We start from the raw sequence: 23567 nt of genomic DNA, 5'->3' as shown, positions 1-23567 counted from the left end.
ACAAACATTTAAATCATTTATTAGACGAATAAAGGCAATGGTCAGGGAAGTACTGAGCTAAACGATAGGCCTTCATTATATGAGTTTTACTCGCCTTATTTATTTGCTCTTGATCTTCGTTGTAGCGTGGTGCGGTTATTACCTACTAACCCCTAAAGGCAACGACGCAATTCAAGTAGCACCAGATTCTGAACTGCCCATGTTCAGTGGTTCTGGATTAGAAAACATCACCTACGGTGAAGATGGTGTCCGCAGTTACATCATTCGCTCCACTAACTTAGACCATTATGCTAAGAGTGGAGATACTATTTTTAATAACCCGACTTTGATGGTTTACCGTGAAGGTAGCGTCATTGAATGGAAGGTGACTGCCACAAGAGCAGTGTTAGATGAAGACCAAGTTTTGACTTTATATGACAAAGTCTTAATGCAAAATCTTCTGCCTGGTGCGAGTTTTGATACCATGGCAACAGACAAATTGGTCATTAATCTAACCAATCGTGATTTTAAAGCTGACCAACAAGTGATGTTGGTTGGACCACAATTTGAAACTACTGGAGGCGCAATGCAAGGCAACTTAAAACAGCATACTGCGACTCTGACAGATGAAGTTCAAGGTCGATATGAAACCGTTACACCTTAGCCTACTGGCACTGGTATTGGCGGCGCCTCAAGCGCTGGCACTCAAGTCGGATACTCAACAGCCGGTTTACATAAACTCTGACACCCAACAGGTGGATATGAAGAGTAACCAGGTTGTTTTTGAAGGCGATGTATCTCTTAAGCAAGGGAGCATCAATATCGATGCTGATAGAATCGTGGTAACTCGCGATCCTAAAACCGAAGCAATTAAACAGATTCAAGCATTTGGTAAACCTGCGAAGTTTTCTCAGCTGATGGACGATGGTAAAACACTTAGTGGTCAAGCTACGGAGTTGGATTACCGTATTTCTACAGACGAACTGACCATGAAAGGTCAAGCGCAGCTGGCGCAAGACAACAACACCATCAAAGGTTCTTCGATTCGTTACCAAATTGGTAAACAAAAGCTAGTCGCAGATAGCTCTAAGGAAGAGCGCGTTACGACCATTTTGCAACCCAATCAGATAGAGAACTAATATGGCAGTACTGAGTGCGAAAAACTTGGCGAAAAGCTACAAAAAACGCAAAGTCGTCACTGATGTTAGCTTAGAAGTTGAATCTGGTCAGATTGTTGGGCTGCTCGGTCCAAACGGTGCGGGTAAAACCACCTCGTTTTACATGATTGTCGGCTTAGTACCTCGCGATGAAGGCACCATTACCATTGACGACAATGACATCAGTATTTTGCCGATGCATAGCCGTTCACGACTTGGCATTGGCTATCTTCCGCAAGAAGCGTCGATTTTCCGTAAGCTTTCAGTAGAAGATAACATCATGGCCGTACTTGAAACTCGTCAAGAAATGACGAGGGAAGAGCGCCAAGATAAACTGGAAGATTTGTTGGAAGAATTCCACATCCAGCACATCAGAACCAGTGCTGGTATGGCACTATCAGGGGGTGAGCGACGCAGGGTGGAAATCGCTCGAGCTTTAGCGGCCAACCCTCAGTTCATTTTATTGGATGAACCTTTCGCTGGTGTTGACCCAATTTCGGTTAATGACATCAAGAAAATCATTGAGCATCTGCGCGATCGTGGTCTCGGAGTGTTAATCACTGACCATAATGTACGTGAAACACTGGACGTATGTGAAAAAGCCTATATCGTGAGCCAAGGGCACCTAATTGCATCGGGAACTCCGGCAGAAGTTCTCAATAATGAACAGGTGAAACAAGTTTATCTCGGCGAACAATTCCGTCTATGATTATATTAGGAACGGTAAGATTCTGAGCATTACAAGGTAAGTAACACTGAATGAAACCTTCATTACAACTCAAGCTAGGTCAGCAGTTAGCCATGACGCCACAGTTGCAGCAAGCGATTCGCTTATTGCAATTGTCGACACTCGATCTTCAACAAGAAATCCAAGAAGCGTTGGACTCAAACCCATTATTGGAAGTTGAAGAAGGCCAAGACGAGCCTCTAGCAAACGGTGAAGATAAGTCAGCGGTCGAGGCTGCTGATAGCAACAGTGCTAGCGAACCAACAGAAATTGACGTTCCAGATAGCTCCGATGTGATAGAGAAATCAGAAATTAGCTCTGAACTTGAAATCGACACGACTTGGGATGACGTCTACAGCGCTAATACTGGTAGCACTGGCTTAGCTCTTGATGATGATATGCCCGTCTACCAAGGCGAAACCACTGAATCGTTACATGATTACCTCATGTGGCAGCTTGACCTAACACCATTCAGTGAAACCGACCGCACGATTGCATTAGCGATTATTGACGCTGTTGACGACTACGGCTATTTAACTTTGTCGCCTGAAGAGATTCATGAGAGCTTCGATAATGAAGAGATAGAGTTAGACGAAGTAGAAGCCGTTCGTAAACGCATTCAACAATTCGATCCTCTTGGAGTTGCATCACGTAACTTACAAGAATGTTTGTTACTGCAACTGACGACCTTCCCAGAAGACACGCCGTGGCTTGCTGAAGCCAAAATGATACTTGCGGATCATATTGATCACCTAGGCAACCGAGACTACAAGCTCGTCATCAAAGAGACTAAGCTGAAAGAAGCCGATCTTCGTGAAGTCTTAAAGCTTATCCAACAGTTAGATCCTCGTCCAGGTAGTCGCATCACTCCTGATGATACCGAGTACGTAATTCCAGACGTATCCGTTTTTAAAGACAATGGCAAATGGACCGTTTCTATAAACCCGGATAGCGTGCCAAAATTAAAAGTAAATCAACAATATGCTCAATTAGGCAAAGGTAATAGCGCGGATAGCCAGTACATCCGCAGCAATTTGCAAGAGGCAAAATGGTTAATTAAGAGCTTAGAGAGTAGAAACGAGACGCTACTCAAAGTTGCAAGATGTATTGTTGAACATCAACAAGATTTCTTCGAGTATGGTGAGGAAGCCATGAAGCCAATGGTACTCAATGATGTCGCTTTGGCTGTGGACATGCATGAATCCACGATTTCTCGTGTAACAACGCAAAAGTTTATGCATACACCACGTGGTATTTTTGAATTGAAGTACTTCTTCTCTAGCCATGTTAGTACTGACAACGGCGGAGAATGTTCGTCAACAGCAATTCGTGCACTCATTAAAAAACTGGTCGCAGCAGAGAATACTGCCAAACCACTGAGTGATAGCAAGATTGCTGCTCTTCTGGCTGACCAAGGGATTCAGGTCGCAAGACGTACGATAGCCAAATATCGCGAATCCTTGGGAATTGCCCCTTCAAGTCAGCGTAAACGCCTATTATAAGGCACTAACTGAAAAGGAAAGTCTATGCAAATCAATATTCAAGGCCATCACGTTGATCTTACCGATTCAATGCAAGACTATGTAAATTCTAAGTTTCAGAAGCTCGAAAGGTTCTTCGACCATATCAATCAAGTGCATGTTGTACTAAAAGTTGAAAAAATTACTCAAATCGCGGAAGCTACGCTTCACATAAATCAAGGCGAAATCCACGCATCAGCCGATGACGAAAATATGTATGCCGCGATCGATTCGCTGGTAGATAAATTGGTTCGCCAACTTAATAAGCACAAAGAAAAACTAAACAGTCATTAATCATGCAACTGAGCGAAATACTGTCATTGGACTGCACCAAAAGTGCGGTCCACTGCACGAGTAAAAAACGCGCCCTTGAAATGATCAGCCGTATCGTGGCTGATCAAACGGGCCAAGATTCTACCGAGCTGTTCGAATGCATGCTCAATAGAGAAAAAATGGGCAGTACCGGTATCGGAAACGGTATTGCGATCCCTCACGCGAGAATGCAATCAAGCGACAAGGCCATTGCTGTCTTACTGCAATGTGATGAAGCAATCGAATTTGATGCGATTGACAATCGACCTGTCGATCTTCTTTTTGCGCTCCTTGTACCAGAAGAACAGTGCAAAGAGCACCTCAAGACTCTATCCTCTATGGCAGAACGTCTGAGCGATAAGCAAGTATTAAAACTACTGCGTAATGCTCAGAGTGATGAAGAACTTTACGACATCATGATTCACCAATAAGCAGGACTAACTCCATGCGACTAATCGTTGTTAGCGGGCACTCAGGTGCCGGTAAAAGTATTGCGCTTCGTGTACTGGAAGACTTAGGTTACTACTGTGTTGATAACCTGCCAGTTAACTTGCTGGACGCATTTGTTCATTCTGTTGCTGACAGCAAACAGAATGTTGCAGTCAGCATTGATATTCGTAATATTCCTAAAAAGCTAAAAGAACTGACGAGTACACTAGAACAGTTAAAAACTGAGCTTGATGTGACCATGCTTTTCTTGGACGCCAATAAAGAAACGCTACTCAAACGCTACAGCGAAACACGCCGAATTCACCCGTTATCTTTAGGTGGCACCTCCCTCTCGCTCGATCAAGCCATCGAGCGTGAGAAACAAATTTTGACGCCACTCAAAGCGCATGCAGATCTGGTCCTAAATAGTAGTGGGCAGTCTTTGCATGAATTGAGTGAAACCGTGCGTATGCGCGTTGAAGGCAGAGATCGCAAAGGGCTCGTTATGGTATTTGAGTCTTTTGGTTTTAAATACGGCCTGCCTTCCGATGCCGATTACGTATTTGACGTTCGCTTCTTACCTAACCCACATTGGGAACCAGCACTACGCCCGCTTACAGGTCTGGATGCTCCTATCGCCGCATTTTTAGAGCAACACCAATCGGTGTTAAGTTTGAAATATCAAATTGAAAGCTTTATAGAGAATTGGTTACCTCTGCTTGAGAAAAACAACCGCAGCTACCTGACCGTTGCAATCGGTTGTACTGGTGGTAAGCACCGCTCGGTGTACTTAACTCAGCAAATCGGTGAATACTTCGCCAACAAAGGACACCAAGTACAAATTCGCCATACCTCACTAGAGAAAAACGCTAAGGAGTAGCCGTGGAGTTAAGTCGTAAAGTATTGATTCAAAACCGCCTTGGCTTACATGCTCGTGCAGCAGTCAAACTGGTCGAACTGGCACAGAGCTTTGAAGCGGTCATCACCATCGACAATGAAGAAGACAAAACCGCCACAGCAGACAGCGTAATGGGCCTGTTAATGCTAGAGTCCGCTCAAGGACAATACGTCACGATCCACGCAACGGGTGGGCAAGCGGAAGAAGCACTGGATGCCGTTTGCCATTTGATCGAAGATAAATTTGATGAAGGCGAGTAGTTTACTCGCTTTTTTCTTACCTCCCATTATCTTTCTCTTCCCTGACCTAATAAATAAATTTGCTTAGTATCATAAGTTGTTATTAAAAGGCGCCTAGAATTAAGTTATTATTCAACGCATTGTAAATATCAGGAATTGGGAGGAATGAATGGCAGAGCAAATTGAATTCGACCAAGCTCACCAAGCCCTCCAAGAAGTCACAGAAGCGCTAGAAAATGGCCGCTTCGTCCATGTTCGTCGTCAATTACAGGACATGGAACCTGAGGATATCGCTCACCTTTTAGAAGCCTCCCCACGTAAGAGCCGTGAAGTTCTTTGGCAACTCACCGACCCTGAAGATTATGGTGAAATCCTTGACGAGCTGAACGAAGACGTCAAAGACAGCCTCGTATCCAAAATGGCACCAGAAGCGCTTGCAGAAGCGACAGAAGGCATGGATACCGATGACGTGGCTTACGTACTGCGTAGCTTGCCTGACAACCTGTCACGCGAAGTCCTGTCGCAAATGGACTCATCTGACCGCCTACGGGTCGAAACCGCCCTATCCTACCCAGAAGACACCGCGGGTGGACTGATGAACACCGACGTCATCACAATTCGTGGTGACGTAGATGTGGACGTAGTTTTGCGTTATCTACGTATGAAAGGCGAGCTTCCAGAAGCTACGGATGCCCTGTATGTGATCGATGAAGAGAGTAAGCTCATCGGTGAACTGCCGATCACGACGCTTATTACCACTCAGCCAGACGTAAAAATCATTGATGTAATGGAAGACGCGGACGAGGCCATCACCGTCGATACTAGCGACTCAGATGTTGCGAGTCTGTTCGAACGCCGTAATTGGGTATCTGCACCTGTTGTTGATGAAAACTTGCATTTGGTCGGTCGTATCACCATCGATGACGTGGTTGACGTTATTCGTGAAGACGCGGAACACTCGATGATGAGTATGGCGGGTATGGACGATGACGAAGATACTTTCGCGCCTGTTGTAAAATCAGCTCGCAAACGCAGTATCTGGCTTGGCGCTAACGTATTAGCCGCCCTTGCTGCTGCTTCCGTTTCTAACATGTTTGAGGCCACATTAGACCAAATGGCCGCCATTGCGGTATTGATGACGATTGTTCCGTCCATGGGTGGTGTCGCTGGTAACCAAACCGTCGCACTAGTGATTCGTGGTCTTGCTCTTGGTCATATCGGAGACTCAAACAAACGCGAACTGTTAATGAAAGAAGCCTCGATCGGCTTACTTAACGGCATCATGTGGGCGCTAATTATTGGTGGTATTGTTGTTGCTTGGAAAGGTAACTGGATGCTCGGAGGAATCATTTCCGCCGCCATGCTGACCAACTTATTGGTCGCAGGTATTGCCGGAGTAACGATTCCAATCCTATTGAAAAAAATGAACATCGATCCCGCTTTAGCTGGTGGTATGGCATTAACAACAGTGACGGATGTGATTGGTTTATCTGTCTTCTTAGGGCTTGCCACAATACTGATTACCTAACAGAAAAAACGAAAAAGCCTGATGAACACATCAGGCTTTTTTGATTCTGAATTGCTAGAAAAGCTTATTCACCCGCCACTTTCATGGTATCCAGTAGGATAGAGCCCGTTTGGATTTGTGAGCGCGTTTCAATATCACTACCAACCGCCACAATCTTGGTGAACATGTCTTTTAGATTACCTGCGATGGTAATTTCTGATACTGGGTATTGGATTTCACCATTCTCAACCCAGAAGCCTGCGGCACCGCGAGAGTAATCCCCCGTTACCACGTTCACACCTTGTCCCATGACTTCTGTCACTAGAAGACCAGTACCGAGCTCTTTAAGCATTTGTTCGAAGTTTTGGCCTGTCGACTTCACGTACCAGTTATGAATCCCACCAGCGTGACCTGTCGGCGTCATCTTCATTTTACGTGCGGCATAACTGGTTAACAGATAAGTTGCTAGCACACCGTCGGTAATGATCTCACGGTCTTGAGTGTACACACCTTCACTATCGAATGGACTTGATGCCAAACCACGCAATACATGCGGACGTTCTGAGATATTGAACCATTCAGGAAGCACTTGTTTGCCTAGATGGTCAAGTAAGAAAGAAGATTTTCGGTACAGGTTACCACCGCTGATCGCCATAACGAGATGGCCAATCAAGCCTGTCGCAACATCAGCCGCAAACATGATTGGGTATTGACCTGTTTTTAGACGCTGCGCATCTAGGCGGTTAACCGTATTCTCTGCCGCCTTACGACCCACCGTTTCTGGGGTCCATAAGTCATCACGATGACGTGCCACGGTGTAGCTGTAATCACGTTCCATCTCGCCGTTTTGACCAACGCCAATTACACAACAGCTAGTACTATGTCGGCTAGACGCATAACTAGCTAATAAGCCATGGCTATTGCCATACACTTTCACGCCGTAATGACTATCATAACTCGCGCCATCACTTTGTTTGATTGCACTATTATAATTTATCGCCTCTTTTTCTGCTGCAATCGCCACATTGGCAGCATAGTCTGGATCGGGTGCGTCAGGGTGGAAAAGATCAAGCTCAGGGATCTCTTGCACCATGTATTCTTTCGCTGCAGGGCCTGCAAATGGGTCTTCAGATGTGTAATGTGCAATATCTAGCGCCGCTATAACGGTTTGCTCGATTGCAGCTTCACTTAAATCAGACGTGGAAGCACTGCCTTTGCGTTGACCTCGGTAAACGGTAATGCCCAGCGCACCATCGCTGTTGAACTCGACATTTTCTACTTCACCCATACGAGTTGAAACACTTAAACCAGTGCTTTTAGTAATTGCGACTTCGGCGGCGTCAGATTTTGCCGATGCAAGCTTTAAGGCTCTTGCTACGGCTTGCTCTAGCTCGGTACGTTGCTCAGCAACCTGCTGTTTAATATCCATTGTCTTTCACATCTTGTCTTTGATGAACAATAGGATAACAAGAATTTCGCTTTCTCCCCATGATTCTTGTTAAAATAGTCATAATATTAATCAAAACACAGGCAACTGAAATGGCACGTAAGAATCAAAAAGCGCCATGGGAACCAGAAGAAGAGATCATCTGGGTAAGTAAATCCGAGATGAAGCGAGACATGGAAGAACTGCAAAAGCTAGGTGAGGAGCTTGTCGGCCTCAAACCTTCAGTTCTAGAAAAGTTTCCATTGAGCGAAGATTTGCGAGAAGCAATTGCTGACGCGCAACGCTTTAAAAATGAAGCGCGTCGTCGCCAATTGCAACGTATCGGCAAATTGATGCGTTACGAAGATCCAGAGCCAATCCAAGCCGCACTGGATAAAATTCGTAATAAGCACTCTCAATTAACGGCGGTATTCCACAAACTTGAAGCGTTGCGTGATCGCGTAGTGGAAGAAGGTGACAAAGCCATTGATGACGTAATGGAAATGTACCCAGAAGCGGATCGTCAGCGTCTACGCCAACTTGCTCGCCAAGCAGCGAAAGAGAAAAAAGCTGGGAAACCAGCAAAAGCGTACCGCGAAATCTTTCAGATCCTTAAAGGTCTAAACGAAGAAGAGTTTTAATTCGAGGGCTCACGCAATGAGCATTCGATTTAAACGCAAAAAGCAGACGTCAATGTCTGCTTTTTTTATCTTTGGTTTTACAGTCAGCGTTACACTAAGCGATTAACGCGGTCTCCGCGCTCGAAAGCGTTAATGTTCTCAATCAAGATTTCCGCTAAACGTTGGATAGATGAGTCGCTGCCCCATGCAACATGCGGTGTCAGTAACAAATTAGGTAAACTCATATTGGCAATCAGCGGATTGCTCTCATCAGCCGGTTCTTGTGTAAAAACATCAAAACCAGCCGCTGCAATTTCTTCCTGTTTTAAGGCATCCACCAGTGCGCTCTCATCCACCAAACCTCCACGCCCTGTATTAATCAAAATGGCGTTGGACTTCATTTGTTTCAACTCTGCTTGACCAATTAAATTCTGAGTATGATCGTTGAGCGGGCAATGCAAAGTCAGCGCATCGGAGCGTTTTAATACTTCCTCAAACGACACATAACCTGGTCTACATTCTGCCGCCCCTTTACGCTCAGAAAACAAGACGGTCATTCCTAACGCTTGAGCCAGATTCGCCGTCGCTTGCCCTAGTACCCCACTACCAACAACACCTAACGTGCTACCACCAATATCCCCGATTGGGTGCGTAAAAAAACAAAACTGCTGGTTACGCTGCCACTCACCTGCGGCAATATCTTGGTGGTACCCAAATAAATTTCGTCTTAAAGCGAATAACATTGCCATCACGTGCTCGGGCACCGAACGCGTCGCGTAACCACGTACATTAGCAACCGCAATACCATTATTAGCACAGTAGTTCACATCGACGTTGTTAAAACCAGTTGCGGCAACCGCGATCATCCGTAATTTTGGTAGTTGCTCTAATACATGTTGGTCAAGCACGACTTTATTGCTAATCACGATATCGGCATCTGCTAACCTTTCTATTACCTGCCCAGGCGCAGTTAGGTCGTACTCACGCCAGTGGTGCGGAAAGCCAGGTCGTGGGATCTCAATATGTTCTGGGATGGTCGCTCGGTCTAAAAATACGATGCTTGGCAAAGACATAACAACTCCTTGTTCACGGCTGAAAGACAGGATACATCAACCACAGTAACGAAATAGCCAAAAATAGCGAACTAGAAAGAACCGTTGTTGAGTGCAATTGGCATTAAGGGTGTGGCAACGTTTTATAATCAGGCAATGTACGCTCTGGCGAAAAATAGTTAAAGATCATCGCCTCGGCTTCAGAATAAAAGTCACAGGGTACAAAAATACTGCTCAGCTGACCCGTAGCTGGATGATAAAAACTTAGCTCCGCAGCGTGCAACTCTAAACGTTCTGAAAACTGATACGCCTCTTCGCTTGCATAAAACTCATCACCCACAATCGCATGACCAATCGCCATCAAATGCACGCGTAACTGATGCGATCGACCAGTAATGGGCAGTAGTCGCACAACGGTCGTATGGGTGCCATCAGGGTGCACTTCACGCTTCACTACTTGGAATAAAGTTTGAGATGGTTTGCCGTCGTCAAAACATACTTTTTGTCGTGGACGATTTGGCCAATCACAAATTAATGGAAGATCAATATTCCCTTCTTGCGGCTCAACATGCCCCCACACACGTGCGTAATACACCTTGTGAGTGAGGCGATATTGGAACTGCTTTTTTAATGCTCGCTCCGCGGGTTTGTTTTTCGCCAGCAACATCAACCCTGATGTCGACATATCCAAGCGATGCACAACTTGAATTTCCGGATGCAACTCTTTGAGGCGGCTCCACATGCTATCGTAATGCTCTGCAAGGCGACCAGGGACAGACAGCAGCCCTGATGGCTTATTCACTGCCAGAATGTCGTCATCCTCAAAAACGATATCGACCCAAGGATCGGTGGGAGGGGTATATTCAAGCATTGCCATGGGAGATCTCTACAAAATAAAAACGCCGCGATTATATACCCAAATAGCACCCAGATGCAGGATTCTGAAGAAAAGTTCAACCCAATAAAACAAAGTCAATCCTTTAGCATAAAAACTAAAAATAGCACGTTGTAAATTTAGTTTGACAACAAGACGCATAACTGAATAGAGTGCTAGATGCACACAGCATGATATTCGCAAAGAATACTTAAAATAAATACACCAAAACACAGCATTTAAAAGACATTACCGTTGCGCAGTATAGGGCGAGCGCTCAGCTTGTCATGTACTGCGGTATGTATCTCTTTAGAAAGATACATAAGATAAAAAGGACAATAAGCAATGGACTCCGCCGTTATAGATAAACCCCAATCCAAACTTTCCTTATTTTTTCGTTCGCTAGGCCCCGGCATATTAATGGCATCTGCTGCGGTCGGTGGCTCTCACCTCGTCGCATCAACCAAGGCTGGTGCGATTTATGGTTGGCAATTGGCTGCACTGATTCTGCTCGTAAACCTGTTTAAATACCCTTTTTTCCGAGCGGGCGTACAGTACACCATGGGGACAGGGCTCACCTTGGTTGAGGGCTACGCGAAATTAGGTCGGCCTTATCTATGGCTATTTCTATTTCTGAGCGTGGTATCGGCCGTCATCAATACCGCCGCTTTGTTAATGTTTAGCGCTAGCTTGCTGGGCTACTTCATTCCGTTTTCACTATCAATGGCATCACTCAGCATCATTGTGATTGTTACCTGCCTGCTCATATTATTTGCTGGCCATTACAAAGCGCTCGATACGCTATCTAAAGTGATCATGTCGGTGTTAACCATCGCGACTTTACTCGCTGTTTCTATCGCCTTTGGTAACCCTGTTGAACAAGTGGCCAACTTCGAGCCGCCGTCACCTTGGTCTATTGCGGCTATTGGTTTTATCGTTGTGACAATGGGGTGGATGCCTGCACCGATAGAGATCTCCTGTTTAACCTCAGCGTGGCTAAAACGCCAATCAAGCCAGCAAGAAGTAACATACCGCTCTGCTCTATTTGACTTTAATGTCGGTTATATTGGCACGGCGTTTCTTGCCATTATCTTTGTATCGCTAGGCTCTTTGATGCTTTATGGATCTGGCGTTGCGCTTGAAAGCTCTGGCGTTGGCTTCTCCCACCAATTGGTTGGCTTATATGCGGCAACGATTGGCGAATGGTCTCGTTACTTGATCGCGGTAATTGCGTTTTTCTGTATCTTTGGCAGCACGATTACCGTTATTGATGGCTACTCGCGCGTTATTTCGGATTCTCAACGCCTACTGCGCTCGCAACCAGACACTAACCCTAAAACCACTTCAGCGATCATGCTGGTAGTCTCCTTACTTGCATTAGGTATTGTGGTTTTCTGGGCTTCTGCGTTATTGCCTATGCTGAACTTTGCGATGATTCTCGCCTTTATGACCACGCCATTCTTTGCTCTGCTAAATTACACCTTAGTGAGCAAAACTGAGTTACCTGAGCCTTTGGCTGTTGGACCTAAACTAAAGTGGTTGTCGATTGCAGGCCTGATTTACTTGTTTGGCTTCTTGGCTGTATTTATCTGGTGGAAGTGGTTGATGTAAATGAGATAGCTATCAGTGATTAATGCATTCCGCATAAAGAAACTAAACCGTAAATAAAGAAAAAGGTCTTCAACTGAAGACCTTTTTTAATGAGCAATAAATACTTACTTAGTTGTGGCTCACCACAATCAAACGCAGCGAGTCGAGCTGAACCTGAGCTTGGTTGATATAACCAGTAAGCTCTTTAATTTGTGCGTCGATAGCTTCAATTTCTTCGTCACGAATATTTGGGTTCACCGCTTTCAGTGCTTGCAAACGCTCAAGTTCTGCATTCAAACTATGCTGCATATCTTGATGAGCTTGCTTGCGTACTTCTTCGACCTTCTCTTCAATAAGAACATCACCAGCTTCAATTAAGCGGTGTACGTCTTTCTGTACCGACGTAACCAACTTGCTACCTAAGTGACGGTTTACAGGGCTGAGCTGGCGGTTAAAGCTTTCAAACTCCACTTGAGCAGACAAATCATTACCACGCGAGTCCATCATTAAACGGATTGGCGTTTTCGGTAAGAAGCGCGCGATACCACTGCGTTTTGGCGCTTGCGCATCTACCGCGTAAATCAACTCAAGAAGAATAGTCCCGACTGGTAACGCTTTGTTTTTCAATAGAGATACCGCAGACGTCCCCACCCCTTCACTCATAAGAAGATCGATACCACCCTGGATCATTGGGTGTTCCCAACTGATAAAGTGCATATCTTCACGAGATAACGCTGTATCACGATCAAACGTGATCGTCGCTCCTTCGTATGGCAGACCTGGGTAGCTTGGCACCATCATGTGCTCAGATGGGGTCACAATCAGGGCGTTTTCACCTTTATCGTCTTGATTCAGGCCAATCGTGTCAAAAAGAGAAAGTGCGAAGGTGACCAGATTGGTATCGCCGTCAGTTGATTCAATTTTCTCAACGATTTGTTGTGCTTTTTCCCCGCCATTCGAATGCATTTCTAATAGGCGATCACGGCCTTGCTCCAATTGGGATTTCAGCTCTTTATTCATTTTTGCTGACGCTTCAATGATCTCATCTAGCGTGCTGGTATCACCAGAGGCAAGAATTTCAATCAGATCATCGGAGTACTTATCGTAAACAGCACGGCCTGTTGGGCAGGTTTCCGCAAAAGCGTTCAGGCCTTCATCGAACCAACGTGCTAGGATCGCTTGCGATGTGCCTTTCAGGTAAGGAACATGAATGTCGATATCGCGATTTTGACCGATACGGTCCAAACGACCAATACGTTGCTCAAGCAAGTCTGGGTTGAATGGCAAGTCGAACATGACAAGTTGGTTGGCAAACTGGAAGTTACGACCTTCAGAGCCGATTTCGCTACAGATAAGAACTTGTGCTCCACCTTCTTCTTGCGCAAAGTAAGCCGCCGCTTTATCACGTTCAAGAATCGACATACCTTCGTGGAAAACGGTGGCGCGGATACCTTCACGCTCACGCAGTGCTTGCTCCAATTGCAGTGCGGTACTCGCACGAGAAGCAATCACGAGGATTTTCTCGCTGCGCTTCTCTTTTACTTTTTCAAGCAACCAATTCACACGCGAGTCAAACTGCCACCAGCTCGCGTCATCGCCTTCAAATTCTTGGAAAATTTCTTCCGGGTAAAGGTTCTTCATCGCACGTGCTTCAGAACTCATCTTACCGCCAATCATTCCAGCAACACGCATTGATGTAGTGTATTGCGGTGGAATATCCATTGGCATCAGATGCACGTTACGCGTAGGGAAGCCTTTGATGGCCGCGCGCGTGTTACGGAACAAAACACGCCCTGTACCATGACGATCCATCAAGTTATCGATCAGCTCTTGGCGTGCCGACGCTTTAGCTTCTTCGTCCGCTTCACTTTCAATAATACGGAAAAGTGGTTCTACGTCTTGTTCAGACAACAACTCAGTGATCTGGTTTTTTGCTTCATTAGGTAGCTTTTCACCGGAAAAGAGTGAAGTAATCGCATCTGCTACGGGCGCGTATTGCTCTTCTTCCTCAACGAATGCTTCGTAATCATAGAAGCGGTCTGGATCCAACAAACGCAGACGAGCAAAGTGACTCTCACGACCAAGCTGCTCTGGCGTTGCAGTCAGTAGCAACACACCAGGAGTACGTTCAGCCAAGCCTTCTACCACTTGGTATTCGCGACTTGGTTTGTCTTGACTCCACTCTAGGTGGTGCGCTTCATCGACAACCAGTAGGTCCCATTCACCTTCCAGTGCTTGTTCAAAACGCTTGCGGCTCTTGCGTAGGAAATCCAAAGAACACAGCACATATTGCTGAGTATCAAATGGGTTTTCTGCATCCGCAAACGCTTCGATACAGCGCTCTTCGTCAAAGATAGAGAAATGCAGATTGAAACGACGCATCATCTCAACCAGCCATTGATGCTGCAGTGTTTCAGGCACCACAATCAAAATGCGTTCGGCACGACCAGACAGAACTTGTTGGTGGATGATCATGCCCGCTTCGATGGTTTTACCCAAACCTACCTCATCCGCCAATAAGACGCGTGGCGCGTGACGACGGCCAACTTCGTGCGCGATGTAAAGCTGATGAGGGATCAAACCTGCACGCATACCACATAGGCCACGCATTGGGCTCTTATGCTGCTCAAACTGGTTGGTTAGCGCACGGTAACGCAGAACAAAGTTGTCCATACGGTCGATTTGACCGGCGTACAACTTATCTTGAGGTTTGTTAAAACGAATTTGGTTGCTAAGGAAAATCTCACGCAGAACAACAGCGGTTTCTTGCGTGTCTTCACGAGTACCGAAATAGGTGTAAAGACCTTCATCTTCCAGTACTTCTTCTACTTTTAGAGACCAACCTTCTTGGCAATCGATGACATCCCCAACATTAAAGGTGACTCGGGTAACAGGTGCATCGTTACGTGCGTAAACTCGGTTTTCCTCTGACGCTGCAAACATCAATGTCACAGTACGAGCATCCATTGCTACAACGGTACCTAAACCTAAATCGCTTTCCGTATCGCTAATCCAGCGCTGCCCCAAAGCAAATGTCATGAATTGACTACCTCGTTATTAGTTCTTGATTCGTATTTCTTGTTGGTCTACTCATGCCCGTAGGCATGGATAATAGTTTAGATCTGATTCTGGCTTCTGCTATGCCGATAGCATTCGTCATTCCAGTATGAACTGAGTATTTTTTAAGCCAGCTCAACATGATAAATCGGACGTAGCCTATACGCAGAAAAAGGTCGCTAATCTTACTTGAAGCTGTGATTTAGGTCACGCCGAAACCGCACCAAGCAGAAACTTTTTTTCCCAAACTCTAAATGCAATCAAATTGTAAAATACTCATGCCAATTATTAAGTTGTAGAACGTAAATATTACGTATACTTCTAATGAGGGGCGTTTAAAACCATTGCATATGATTTAAGCGCGTTAGTACACGATTAGGATCAACACGGGTTTGCAGTAAGTTGTCTTGCTACTCGGTTGCACACTAGCCGACATCAGCCCGACAACCTCTATTGCAAGCAATCAGAGTTAGGTCACTTCACACCTATTTGGAAACGACCTAACAACTCGCATGCAGAGCCGTACTACGGCAAGGAGACGCTATGGGCGATACCGATCGGAAACTGTTTGTACTCGATACCAACATTCTTCTTCATGAACCCTTTGCCATCTTCTCTTTCCAAGAACACGATGTCGTTATCCCCATGACCGTGTTGGAAGAACTCGACCGAATCAAAGACAGTAAGCGCGACGTTGCAAGAGATGCGCGCGTGGCTATTCGCACCTTGGAAGATTTGTTTAAAGAAGCAACGCCAGATGAAATCTCTGAAGGCATTCCTGTTTCTAAAGACAACCCCGACCAAGGTACTATTTCCATTTTGGCGGATTTTGAACTGCAGGAAACCGTCAAAGCCTTCGCCGACAAAGCCGGTGACAACCGTATTCTCAACGCGGTGCTTTATCTGCAAAATAAACGTGCACCACGTGAAGTGGTACTGATCACGAAAGACATCAACATGCGTCTGCGAGCCAAAGGGGCTGGTGTACGCTTTGTTGAGGACTATAGAACCGACCAACTGATTGACGACATTCAATACCTAACCAAAGGCTTTCAATTGCGTGAAGGTGATTTCTGGAGCGGTATTGAGGAAGTAGAAAGCTATGCACTGGGCGGAAAAACTTACCACAAACTCAGTCGCGAACCCTTCGACCCAACCTTTATCAACCAATACGTTATTGATGAAGACAGTGACTTTGCTGGTCGCGTAGAAACCATCAATGAAGACAAGCTAACGCTTCTCGACCTGAGCCGCGAACGCCTAATGCATCGCAAGGCTTGGGACATCACACCTAAAAATATCTACCAGGGAATGGCGTTAGATGCCTTACTCGATCCAGAAATTGACTTGGTGATTCTAACGGGTGCGGCGGGTAGTGGTAAGACATTACTGGCAATGGCAGCAGCATTGGAGCAAACCATTGAAAAAAGCATGTTCGATAAAATTATCGTAACACGTAACACGCCAGATATCGGTGAATCCATCGGCTTCTTACCCGGCTCCGAAGAGGAGAAAATGATGCCGTGGTTAGCGGCGGTGACCGATACCTTGGAAGCACTACATAAACACGATCACTGCACTGAAGGCTCATTGAAGTACATCTGCGATAAAGCCAACATTCAATTTAAATCGATCAACTTTATGCGTGGCCGTTCGATTCAAAATGCGTTTGTACTGCTTGATGAGTGTCAAAACCTCACTGCATCACAAATCAAAACCATCATTACCCGCTGTGGTGAAGGAACCAAAATCGTCTGCTCCGGTAACTTGGCGCAGATTGACTCTCATTACCTCACCCCAGTGACATCAGGATTGACGTACATGGTTGAGCGCTTCAAGAACTTTGAAGGCAGCGCAAATATTCACCTCAACGGCGTGGTTCGTAGCCGCTTGGCGGAATTTGCTGAAGAAAACCTGTAATTGACACCGACTCACAAAGCAAAAGAGCGCTCTAATGAGCGCTCTTTTTATAACGATTCAACTGAGTTACTCAGTGCCACCCACTGTCAGTGAGTCCAGTTTCAAGGTCGGCTGACCAACACCAACTGGCACACTTTGACCTGCTTTACCACATACGCCAACGCCCTTGTCGATACTTAGGTCGTTACCGACCATAGAGACTTGCTGCATTGCTTCGATACCTGAGCCAATCAACGTCGCACCTTTAACAGGGCGCGTAATTTTACCGTTTTCAATCAAGTACGCTTCCGATGCAGAGAACACAAACTTACCCGAAGTAATGTCCACCTGGCCGCCACCAAAGTTTGGCGCATACAACCCTTTCTCGACCGTCGAGATGATTTCTTCTGGCGTATGTTCACCTGGAAGCATGTAGGTGTTGGTCATACGAGGCATTGGCAAGTGTGCATACGATTCACGACGACCGTTACCCGTTGGATTTACACCCATTAGCCGCGCGTTTAGCTTGTCTTGCATATAGCCTTTCAGCACACCATTCTCGATAAGCGTGTTGTACTGACCGTTTACCCCTTCATCATCCACATTCAGTGAACCACGAAGGTCTTTTAACGTGCCGTCATCTACGATGGTACACAGTGAAGACGTCACTTGTTGACCCATTTTTCCAGAGAACACTGACGACTCTTTGCGGTTAAAGTCACCTTCTAGTCCATGACCTACCGCTTCGTGTAGCAACACGCCAGGCCAGCCAGAACCCAATACCACTGGCATCATGCCTGCTGGTGCTGCTTCTGCTTCAAGGTTGATTAACGCCATGCGAATCGCTTCGTCTGCATAATGGAAAGCTTGTTTCACACCATTGCTTTCCGTTAAAAAGAAATCGTAACCGAAACGGCCGCCGCCACCAGCGCTACCGCGTTCACGTCGTTCGCCTTTTTGTGCGAGCACGCTAATAGACAAACGCACCAAAGGACGAATATCGCCTGCATAAGTACCGTCTGTTGCCGCAACAAGCATCTGCTCATGCACACCGCTGATGCTGATCGAGACCTCTTTAATCAATGGCTCTTTAGTGCGGATGTAAGCATCTAGAGATTTGAGCAATTCTGTTTTTTGCTGCTTTTCCCATTCAGCTAGTGGATTCACAGCGGCGTAGTACGCTTGGTTTTCGGTGCGTTTAAACGCTTGGACTTTACCATTCTGCCCTTGCTGAGCAATACCGCGCGCCGCCATTGCACTCTGCTTCAGGCCTTCAGGCTGGATTTGATCAGAGTAGGCAAAGCCGGTTTTCTCGCCAGTTACTGCACGGACACCAACACCACAATCAATGTTAAAAGAGCCATCTTTGATGATGCTGTCTTCTAGAACCAGAGACTCATGCCAGCTGGACTGAAAGTAAATGTCCGCATAATCGATCTGGCGCGTCGCAATGCTGGCAAGCGTGTCAGCAATGTCTTGTTCTGTCAGACCATTTGGGGCAAGGAGTGCCTGTTCTATTTGGTTTGTGCTCATAGTTAGCTCTTTTATTTCCGTCTCAATTCATTTTGAAAGCGACTGTGTTGAGTCAGCGGCATATTCTGCCTTACTTGTTGGCTTTGTGACAAATCTATCTCAGTCACCAATAAACCTACTTCATCCTGAAGCTGTTTATGGATACGTCCCCAAGGGTCAACGACCATTGAGTGTCCCCATGTTTTTCGTCCACATGGATGCGTTCCAGTTTGTCCGCTTGCCAAAATCCAACATTGTGTCTCAATCGCTCTAGATCGCAATAATACTTCCCAGTGAGCTTGCCCCGTCACAGCGGTAAACGCAGCGGGCACCACAATGATATCCGCCCCTTCTTGACGCAATACTTTATAAAGTTCTGGGAAACGTAAATCATAACAAATACTCAATCCAACACTGCCGATATCAGTTTCCGCAACGACTATTTGATTACCCGCCATAAACGTATCCGACTCACGATAACTACCATAACCATCGGCTACGTCGACATCAAACATATGCAGTTTGTCATAGTGAGCAATGCATTTACCGTGCGGCGGAAATACCAGTGTTGTGGTGGTGACACCTTTTGCGGTTTGAATGGGCATGCTTCCGACAATTAGCGTTAACTGGTTCTTTCTAGCGATTTCACAGAGCCGCTGTTGAATCATGCCACTGCCAAGTGGCTCTGCATGTTGATGATAAGCTTCGCGACTGGAAAATAGCACTGTATTTTCAGGAGTAAGAACAAGTTTGGCACCTTGCTTGCTCGCTAAAGCACACTGTTTTTCAATGAAGTCCAAATTCGCGTTAATATCCGGACCCGAAGTCATTTGAATAATGCCAACACGCTCCATGTGTTTCCTCCCTATTCCATTATATTCGGTGAGTTATTTGGCCTGTTCACGCAGTTTTTCTGGCAGCTTGTATTCACCTTTACTTCGCGAAATTTCTTTCACCGTTGGTGAATCTAGTGGGCCTTTCACTTCATAATTGACTTGAGTGAAGACCTCAACCACCGGAGATATCACCGTAGAGATGGCCAAGACATACAAAGCAGTTTGAGGCGCAACGGCAAACGCGGTCAGCATTGGTAGGCCTGATGTGATGTCTGGTGTGAATTTCACTTCCGCATCAACCATTCTGCTGTTCATATTAGCGATGCCGCGGATTTGCATTTCCCCTGCTAACGCATCCATTACGATATCATTGGTGATAAACACACCGTCTTGGATTTTGCCGGTTCCCGTGATCGAGTTGAATGCCATGCCTTTATCGAATACGTCGGTAAAGTCGAGCTGCATCTTACGGATGATAGAATCCAAGCTAAACAAGCCTAACAAGCGTGCCGCACCACTAACTTCACTGATCACGCCTTTACCAAATTCCGTTGAGACGTTTCCTTGCAAGGTTTGTGTCTTCATTGACCAAGGTGCGCCGTCCCATTCCATATTGGCATTGATCTCAAATGGTGCTTGTTGAATGCCTGATGTAATACCAAAGCGCTCCATAAGATCGGTGTTGTTATCACCTTTCATTTTCATGGTTAAGTTGGAATGACTACTCTCTTTCGTCAGGTCCCACCAACCACTCATATCAATGCGGTTTTTGCCGCTACTAAAGGTGATATTTTTCCACTCCAAGCGGTTCTCGCGACGCTGCAAATCAACATTAACTTTGCCCACTTTGTAACCTTGCAGCCAAAAATCATCGATGTTCAAAGTTAAGTTTGGCATCTCTGCGTGAAACTTGCGGTCAAAATTGGTAATCAAAGGTGCGTTTTGATCTTCACTCGCAAAGATTGAACTGCGCTCTTTGGTCATCTCTTCAAACCCTGGGATGTACAGATGCAAGTGCTCTAGAGAGACCGATAGAACATAGGGTTTCAGATAGTTAGCTTTCCCTTTAACCTCTTGACTGTCCACCTCGAGTTGCCAACTCAAATTTTTCTTGCTTGCTGAAAAATCCACATCATGAAACTCAATCCCACCGAGCTGTAAGTTTGGCGTTTCAACTTCAATGCGTGTCGGCAATGGAATGGTCGGCGTTTTCATGCTTGCCAAAACAGACGATGAAGGCTTGCTCTCAGAGACCTGCGCAAGCTCCGCCCATTGGTCTAAATTCAGTTCTTCGACACGCACCGAAGCATCGTGCCCGACAATAGGACTAATCCGGAAGCCACCTTTGCCAACCATTAAATGAGTCGCAGTCAGAACCGGGACATCGCCAGCGATATCTATCTCAGTTTGATACTTCACATTTGGGATCTGTAGTCGTGCTGAAATACTCTCTTGGTTGCCGGATGCTTGCAGTTTCGCTTGCCCAGACTCACCAATTTTTTTCGCTAAAGGATAAGGATATTGACTAGCCAGACGATTTAGCTGCGCCAGCACTTCAAGCTGATAAGTGAAACCAACATCATTGAGTTGCAAGTCAATATCCATTTGCCACGGCGCATGGCCAGAAACAAGGTTTAACCAACGCTCACCGACATAGGGTTTGAGCGGCTCGACATCCCAATCTCCTAGTGTATTAATTGTCACGTTGTAGCCTTGCTCCGCACTCTCTCCATGGAAATCAAGAGAGATAGGCTGTTGTAATAATTCGGCCGACAAACCCGATGTGGTAACCACATCATTGTCGAAGGTGATACGCCCTGTGGCGTTTTCAAGCGTCATTGGCGGCGCTTCAATATCAACACGATTTTCTGTTAAATCTGAATAACCCCAAGCGCGAGACTCTTTCTCAAAATCAAACGGTATATTGAGTTGAAACTCAGAGTAAACGGGACCACTCACTTGCAGCGCTGTCAATGCGGCACCGACTGAATCCACTAATGGCGTCGCCATCATGTAGTCACGGACTTCATTACCCGGCGCGCTTGCTTTCGCTTCAATCTCGATGTGTCCACCTTCTGCCAACTCAGGGATTCGCCCAGTGATACGCTTAGCATGAACGCCATTTAGTGTGGCTGATTTTGAATCCAAATACATGGCATCATTTTCAAACAGCAAGTCTAGCTGCAAATCCGTGATGGTTGGCCATGCCGTATCAAAGCTAAATTTCGCGTCTTTTAATCCAACCCAAGCTTGGAACATGCCATTATGTTCTTTGTAAGGAAAATCACCTAACTCGCCATACCACAACAATTTCGCTGTATTCACTTTTCCGCCCTGAATCGCGGTCGAAAGATAGTCGGTCAAGTCTTGTCCAAGTGCCAGAGTCGGTAGATAGCGCCATGTTTCACCCGCGTTGTAGAGATCCGCTTCGGCATAGAACGATAAAAATGGGCTTTGTTCTTTTGGAAAATCAAGACGGAATGCCCCCAAGACTTGAAGATCAGGCGTTGCTGCCGTCACTTTATCCGCCCACAAACGCCAACCCGCATCATCTTGCTGCCAGATAATATCGACTTCACCTTGTTTGATATTCAGCGGAGCTTGGAATACATCGCCGTACGGAAAGACATCATCAATGACGGTGACTTTTGCTTTAGCTTGATTCACATCCCCCGATACGCTGCCCTGTACGTGATGAAACCCGGGTAGGAGCTCCCATTGTGTCATCGCGAGTTCATCCAGTTCAGCCGAGTAGCGTAAGGTGTCTAAACCGCCGTTCATTGACAATCGGACATCTTCGACCCGACCTTTCGGTGCTAGTTTGTTAATAAGGTCACTGGTCGACTCTGACTCTGGAGCCAACTTGATGAGCGGAATGAGTGCTTCGATGTCGATTTGAGAGAGATTGAGCATCCAGCCGTTTGGTTGCCAATCAAACGCGACGTCTAGCTCTGGCCAAGGGGTGTTGTCGGTTCTGATCTGAAGTGAGTGGCCATTTACTTTCCAGCCTTGTCTATCTGGTCGAAGATTGAAAATTCCAGACTCAATAAACAGCTCATGATGTCCATCTTCATTCCACACCAACTCGGAAGGCAGTAATTCAACATAAGCATCATGCGGTTGGCTATGTTTGAGCGTTAGCCAAGTATTTAAGCTGACTTTACCCGACTCTGCTCCTGACTCTTCTTGCATGTAAGTGGTCAGCCAAGGTGTGACCGAGACATCTTGAGCACTCACGTAAAACTCACCAGATACATCGCGCAACGAGCCATGATCTTTAAAGTTAGCGCTTACTAACAATGAGTTCAGGCGAACATCGGCAATGCTAACCGTGCCCTCGGCTACGTGACGCTTCCCTTGATTACTCCAACGAAGCTGCTCAATATCTAAACGGCGAGTTTCACCTGACACAGACTTATACCAAATCCGTGAATCGCTAATAGTGAAGTCTTCGAACTGACGTAAAAGAAGTGAGTCGAGTTGGTCAATGAGTTTCACTTCGCTCTTATCCACTTCAGGCTTCGGATCTTGACGATGAGAAGTCGGCAGAATGTCTACCGTGTGAATGTCTAAAGCGAGGTTATGAATGGTAAGGTCTGCAACTACAGGTTTAAGTTGAAAAAGAGATTGAATAAGGTCGAACTCAATTTGGACTTCTTCAACAGCGAAGCGTGCATCTTGCACGTTTGGTAGATTTGCCTCTAAACCCAGTAACGCGATTGAGGGATGATTATTGCGCCACGTCCCTGCGACATTGGCAATAGAAACGTCAAAACCTGTGCCTTGCTTGACCCAGGTTTTGATCTCATCTTGGAAATGGTTAAGTTGCGGCAATGTGACGCGCAGCGTGGTCACTAATATGGCTAATAACACCAATACAGTAACTAAACTCCACGCACAAAAACGCCCAAAACGGTTAACACCAGAATTCAC

At 46.0% G+C, this 23567-nt stretch carries 19 protein-coding genes; 12 read left to right on the top strand and 7 right to left on the bottom strand.

Features of this window, described 5'->3' with window-relative positions:
- Window positions 1–79: 79 nt before the first annotated feature.
- The 9 genes from lptC (at window position 80) to mgtE (ending at window position 6789) form a co-directional block, all read left to right on the top strand.
- Entirely contained in the window at window positions 80–643 is a 564-nt protein-coding gene (lptC, locus tag J4N40_RS02340) for an LPS export ABC transporter periplasmic protein LptC (RefSeq protein WP_005381106.1), read from the top strand.
- Complete coding sequence (gene lptA / locus J4N40_RS02335) at window positions 624–1118, top strand: lipopolysaccharide transport periplasmic protein LptA (RefSeq protein WP_005381109.1); 495 nt, start codon at window positions 624–626, stop codon at window positions 1116–1118. Before lptC ends, lptA begins: the two co-directional genes overlap by 20 nt.
- 1 nt (window position 1119) lies before the next feature.
- Window positions 1120–1845, top strand: a complete 726-nt coding sequence (lptB, locus tag J4N40_RS02330; protein WP_005381111.1) for an LPS export ABC transporter ATP-binding protein — start codon at window positions 1120–1122, stop codon at window positions 1843–1845.
- 50 nt (window positions 1846–1895) lie between these two features.
- A complete protein-coding gene (locus J4N40_RS02325) occupies window positions 1896–3365 on the top strand; it encodes an RNA polymerase factor sigma-54 (protein ID WP_005381112.1) in 1470 nt (489 codons plus the stop codon).
- Window positions 3366–3389: 24 nt separating this feature from the next.
- Entirely contained in the window at window positions 3390–3677 is a 288-nt protein-coding gene (hpf, locus tag J4N40_RS02320) for a ribosome hibernation promoting factor (protein WP_005381114.1), read from the top strand.
- Window positions 3678–3679: 2 nt separating this feature from the next.
- The gene (gene ptsN / locus J4N40_RS02315; RefSeq protein ID WP_005381116.1) at window positions 3680–4126 is read left to right on the top strand and encodes a PTS IIA-like nitrogen regulatory protein PtsN; all 447 of its coding nucleotides are present in this window, start codon (window positions 3680–3682) and stop codon (window positions 4124–4126) included.
- Between the two features lie 14 nt (window positions 4127–4140).
- Window positions 4141–5004 (top strand): RNase adapter RapZ, encoded by an 864-nt coding sequence (rapZ, locus tag J4N40_RS02310; protein WP_005388424.1) that lies wholly within the window; start codon window positions 4141–4143, stop codon window positions 5002–5004.
- Window positions 5005–5006: 2 nt separating this feature from the next.
- A complete protein-coding gene (locus J4N40_RS02305) occupies window positions 5007–5282 on the top strand; it encodes an HPr family phosphocarrier protein (RefSeq protein ID WP_005381120.1) in 276 nt (91 codons plus the stop codon).
- A gap of 148 nt (window positions 5283–5430) precedes the next feature.
- Window positions 5431–6789 carry a magnesium transporter gene (gene mgtE, locus J4N40_RS02300; RefSeq protein WP_005381121.1) on the top strand — a complete coding sequence of 453 codons (1359 nt, stop codon included), beginning with the start codon at window positions 5431–5433 and terminating at the stop codon, window positions 6787–6789.
- A 64-nt stretch (window positions 6790–6853) separates the two neighbouring features.
- Here mgtE and pmbA read toward each other — a convergent pair whose 3' ends face one another.
- Window positions 6854–8197, bottom strand: coding sequence for a metalloprotease PmbA (pmbA, locus tag J4N40_RS02295; protein ID WP_115386307.1), 1344 nt, complete (start codon window positions 8195–8197; stop codon window positions 6854–6856).
- A 110-nt stretch (window positions 8198–8307) separates the two neighbouring features.
- Here pmbA and yjgA point away from each other — a divergent pair, with 110 nt between their 5' ends.
- Window positions 8308–8835: a ribosome biogenesis factor YjgA gene (gene yjgA, locus J4N40_RS02290; RefSeq protein WP_005381124.1), complete on the top strand. Its 528-nt coding sequence runs from the start codon at window positions 8308–8310 to the stop codon at window positions 8833–8835.
- An 89-nt stretch (window positions 8836–8924) separates the two neighbouring features.
- Here the strand turns inward: yjgA and J4N40_RS02285 are convergent, their stop codons facing one another.
- Together J4N40_RS02285 and rluA are read right to left on the bottom strand one after the other, a co-directional pair.
- Window positions 8925–9887 carry a D-2-hydroxyacid dehydrogenase gene (locus J4N40_RS02285; RefSeq protein WP_171346116.1) on the bottom strand — a complete coding sequence of 321 codons (963 nt, stop codon included), beginning with the start codon at window positions 9885–9887 and terminating at the stop codon, window positions 8925–8927.
- Window positions 9888–9990: 103 nt separating this feature from the next.
- Window positions 9991–10743 (bottom strand): bifunctional tRNA pseudouridine(32) synthase/23S rRNA pseudouridine(746) synthase RluA, encoded by a 753-nt coding sequence (gene rluA / locus J4N40_RS02280; protein ID WP_054575320.1) that lies wholly within the window; start codon window positions 10741–10743, stop codon window positions 9991–9993.
- Window positions 10744–11085: 342 nt separating this feature from the next.
- Here rluA and J4N40_RS02275 point away from each other — a divergent pair, with 342 nt between their 5' ends.
- Window positions 11086–12351 (top strand): NRAMP family divalent metal transporter, encoded by a 1266-nt coding sequence (locus tag J4N40_RS02275; RefSeq protein WP_064377045.1) that lies wholly within the window; start codon window positions 11086–11088, stop codon window positions 12349–12351.
- Window positions 12352–12459: 108 nt separating this feature from the next.
- Here the strand turns inward: J4N40_RS02275 and rapA are convergent, their stop codons facing one another.
- Window positions 12460–15369: an RNA polymerase-associated protein RapA gene (gene rapA / locus J4N40_RS02270; RefSeq protein WP_005388434.1), complete on the bottom strand. Its 2910-nt coding sequence runs from the start codon at window positions 15367–15369 to the stop codon at window positions 12460–12462.
- Window positions 15370–15930: 561 nt separating this feature from the next.
- On the opposite strand from rapA, the gene J4N40_RS02265 reads away from it, so the two are divergent.
- The gene (locus J4N40_RS02265; protein ID WP_005381133.1) at window positions 15931–17307 is read left to right on the top strand and encodes a PhoH family protein; all 1377 of its coding nucleotides are present in this window, start codon (window positions 15931–15933) and stop codon (window positions 17305–17307) included.
- Window positions 17308–17373: 66 nt separating this feature from the next.
- Here the strand turns inward: J4N40_RS02265 and tldD are convergent, their stop codons facing one another.
- Genes tldD through J4N40_RS02250 form a run of 3 tightly spaced genes read right to left on the bottom strand, consistent with a single transcriptional unit; the run spans window position 17374 to window position 23567 of the window.
- The gene (gene tldD / locus J4N40_RS02260; RefSeq protein ID WP_005381134.1) at window positions 17374–18819 is read right to left on the bottom strand and encodes a metalloprotease TldD; all 1446 of its coding nucleotides are present in this window, start codon (window positions 18817–18819) and stop codon (window positions 17374–17376) included.
- An 11-nt stretch (window positions 18820–18830) separates the two neighbouring features.
- Window positions 18831–19652 (bottom strand): carbon-nitrogen hydrolase family protein, encoded by an 822-nt coding sequence (locus J4N40_RS02255; RefSeq protein WP_171346115.1) that lies wholly within the window; start codon window positions 19650–19652, stop codon window positions 18831–18833.
- Between the two features lie 33 nt (window positions 19653–19685).
- Window positions 19686–23567, bottom strand: coding sequence for a YhdP family protein (locus J4N40_RS02250; protein WP_250654358.1), 3882 nt, complete (start codon window positions 23565–23567; stop codon window positions 19686–19688).

This window comes from Vibrio sp. SCSIO 43097 (genome assembly GCF_023650755.1).
Taxonomy (GTDB): Bacteria; Pseudomonadota; Gammaproteobacteria; order Enterobacterales; family Vibrionaceae; genus Vibrio; species Vibrio alginolyticus.
Note: the sequence above shows the minus strand (reverse complement) of the source record. Positions and strands in the feature narration are given on the sequence as shown.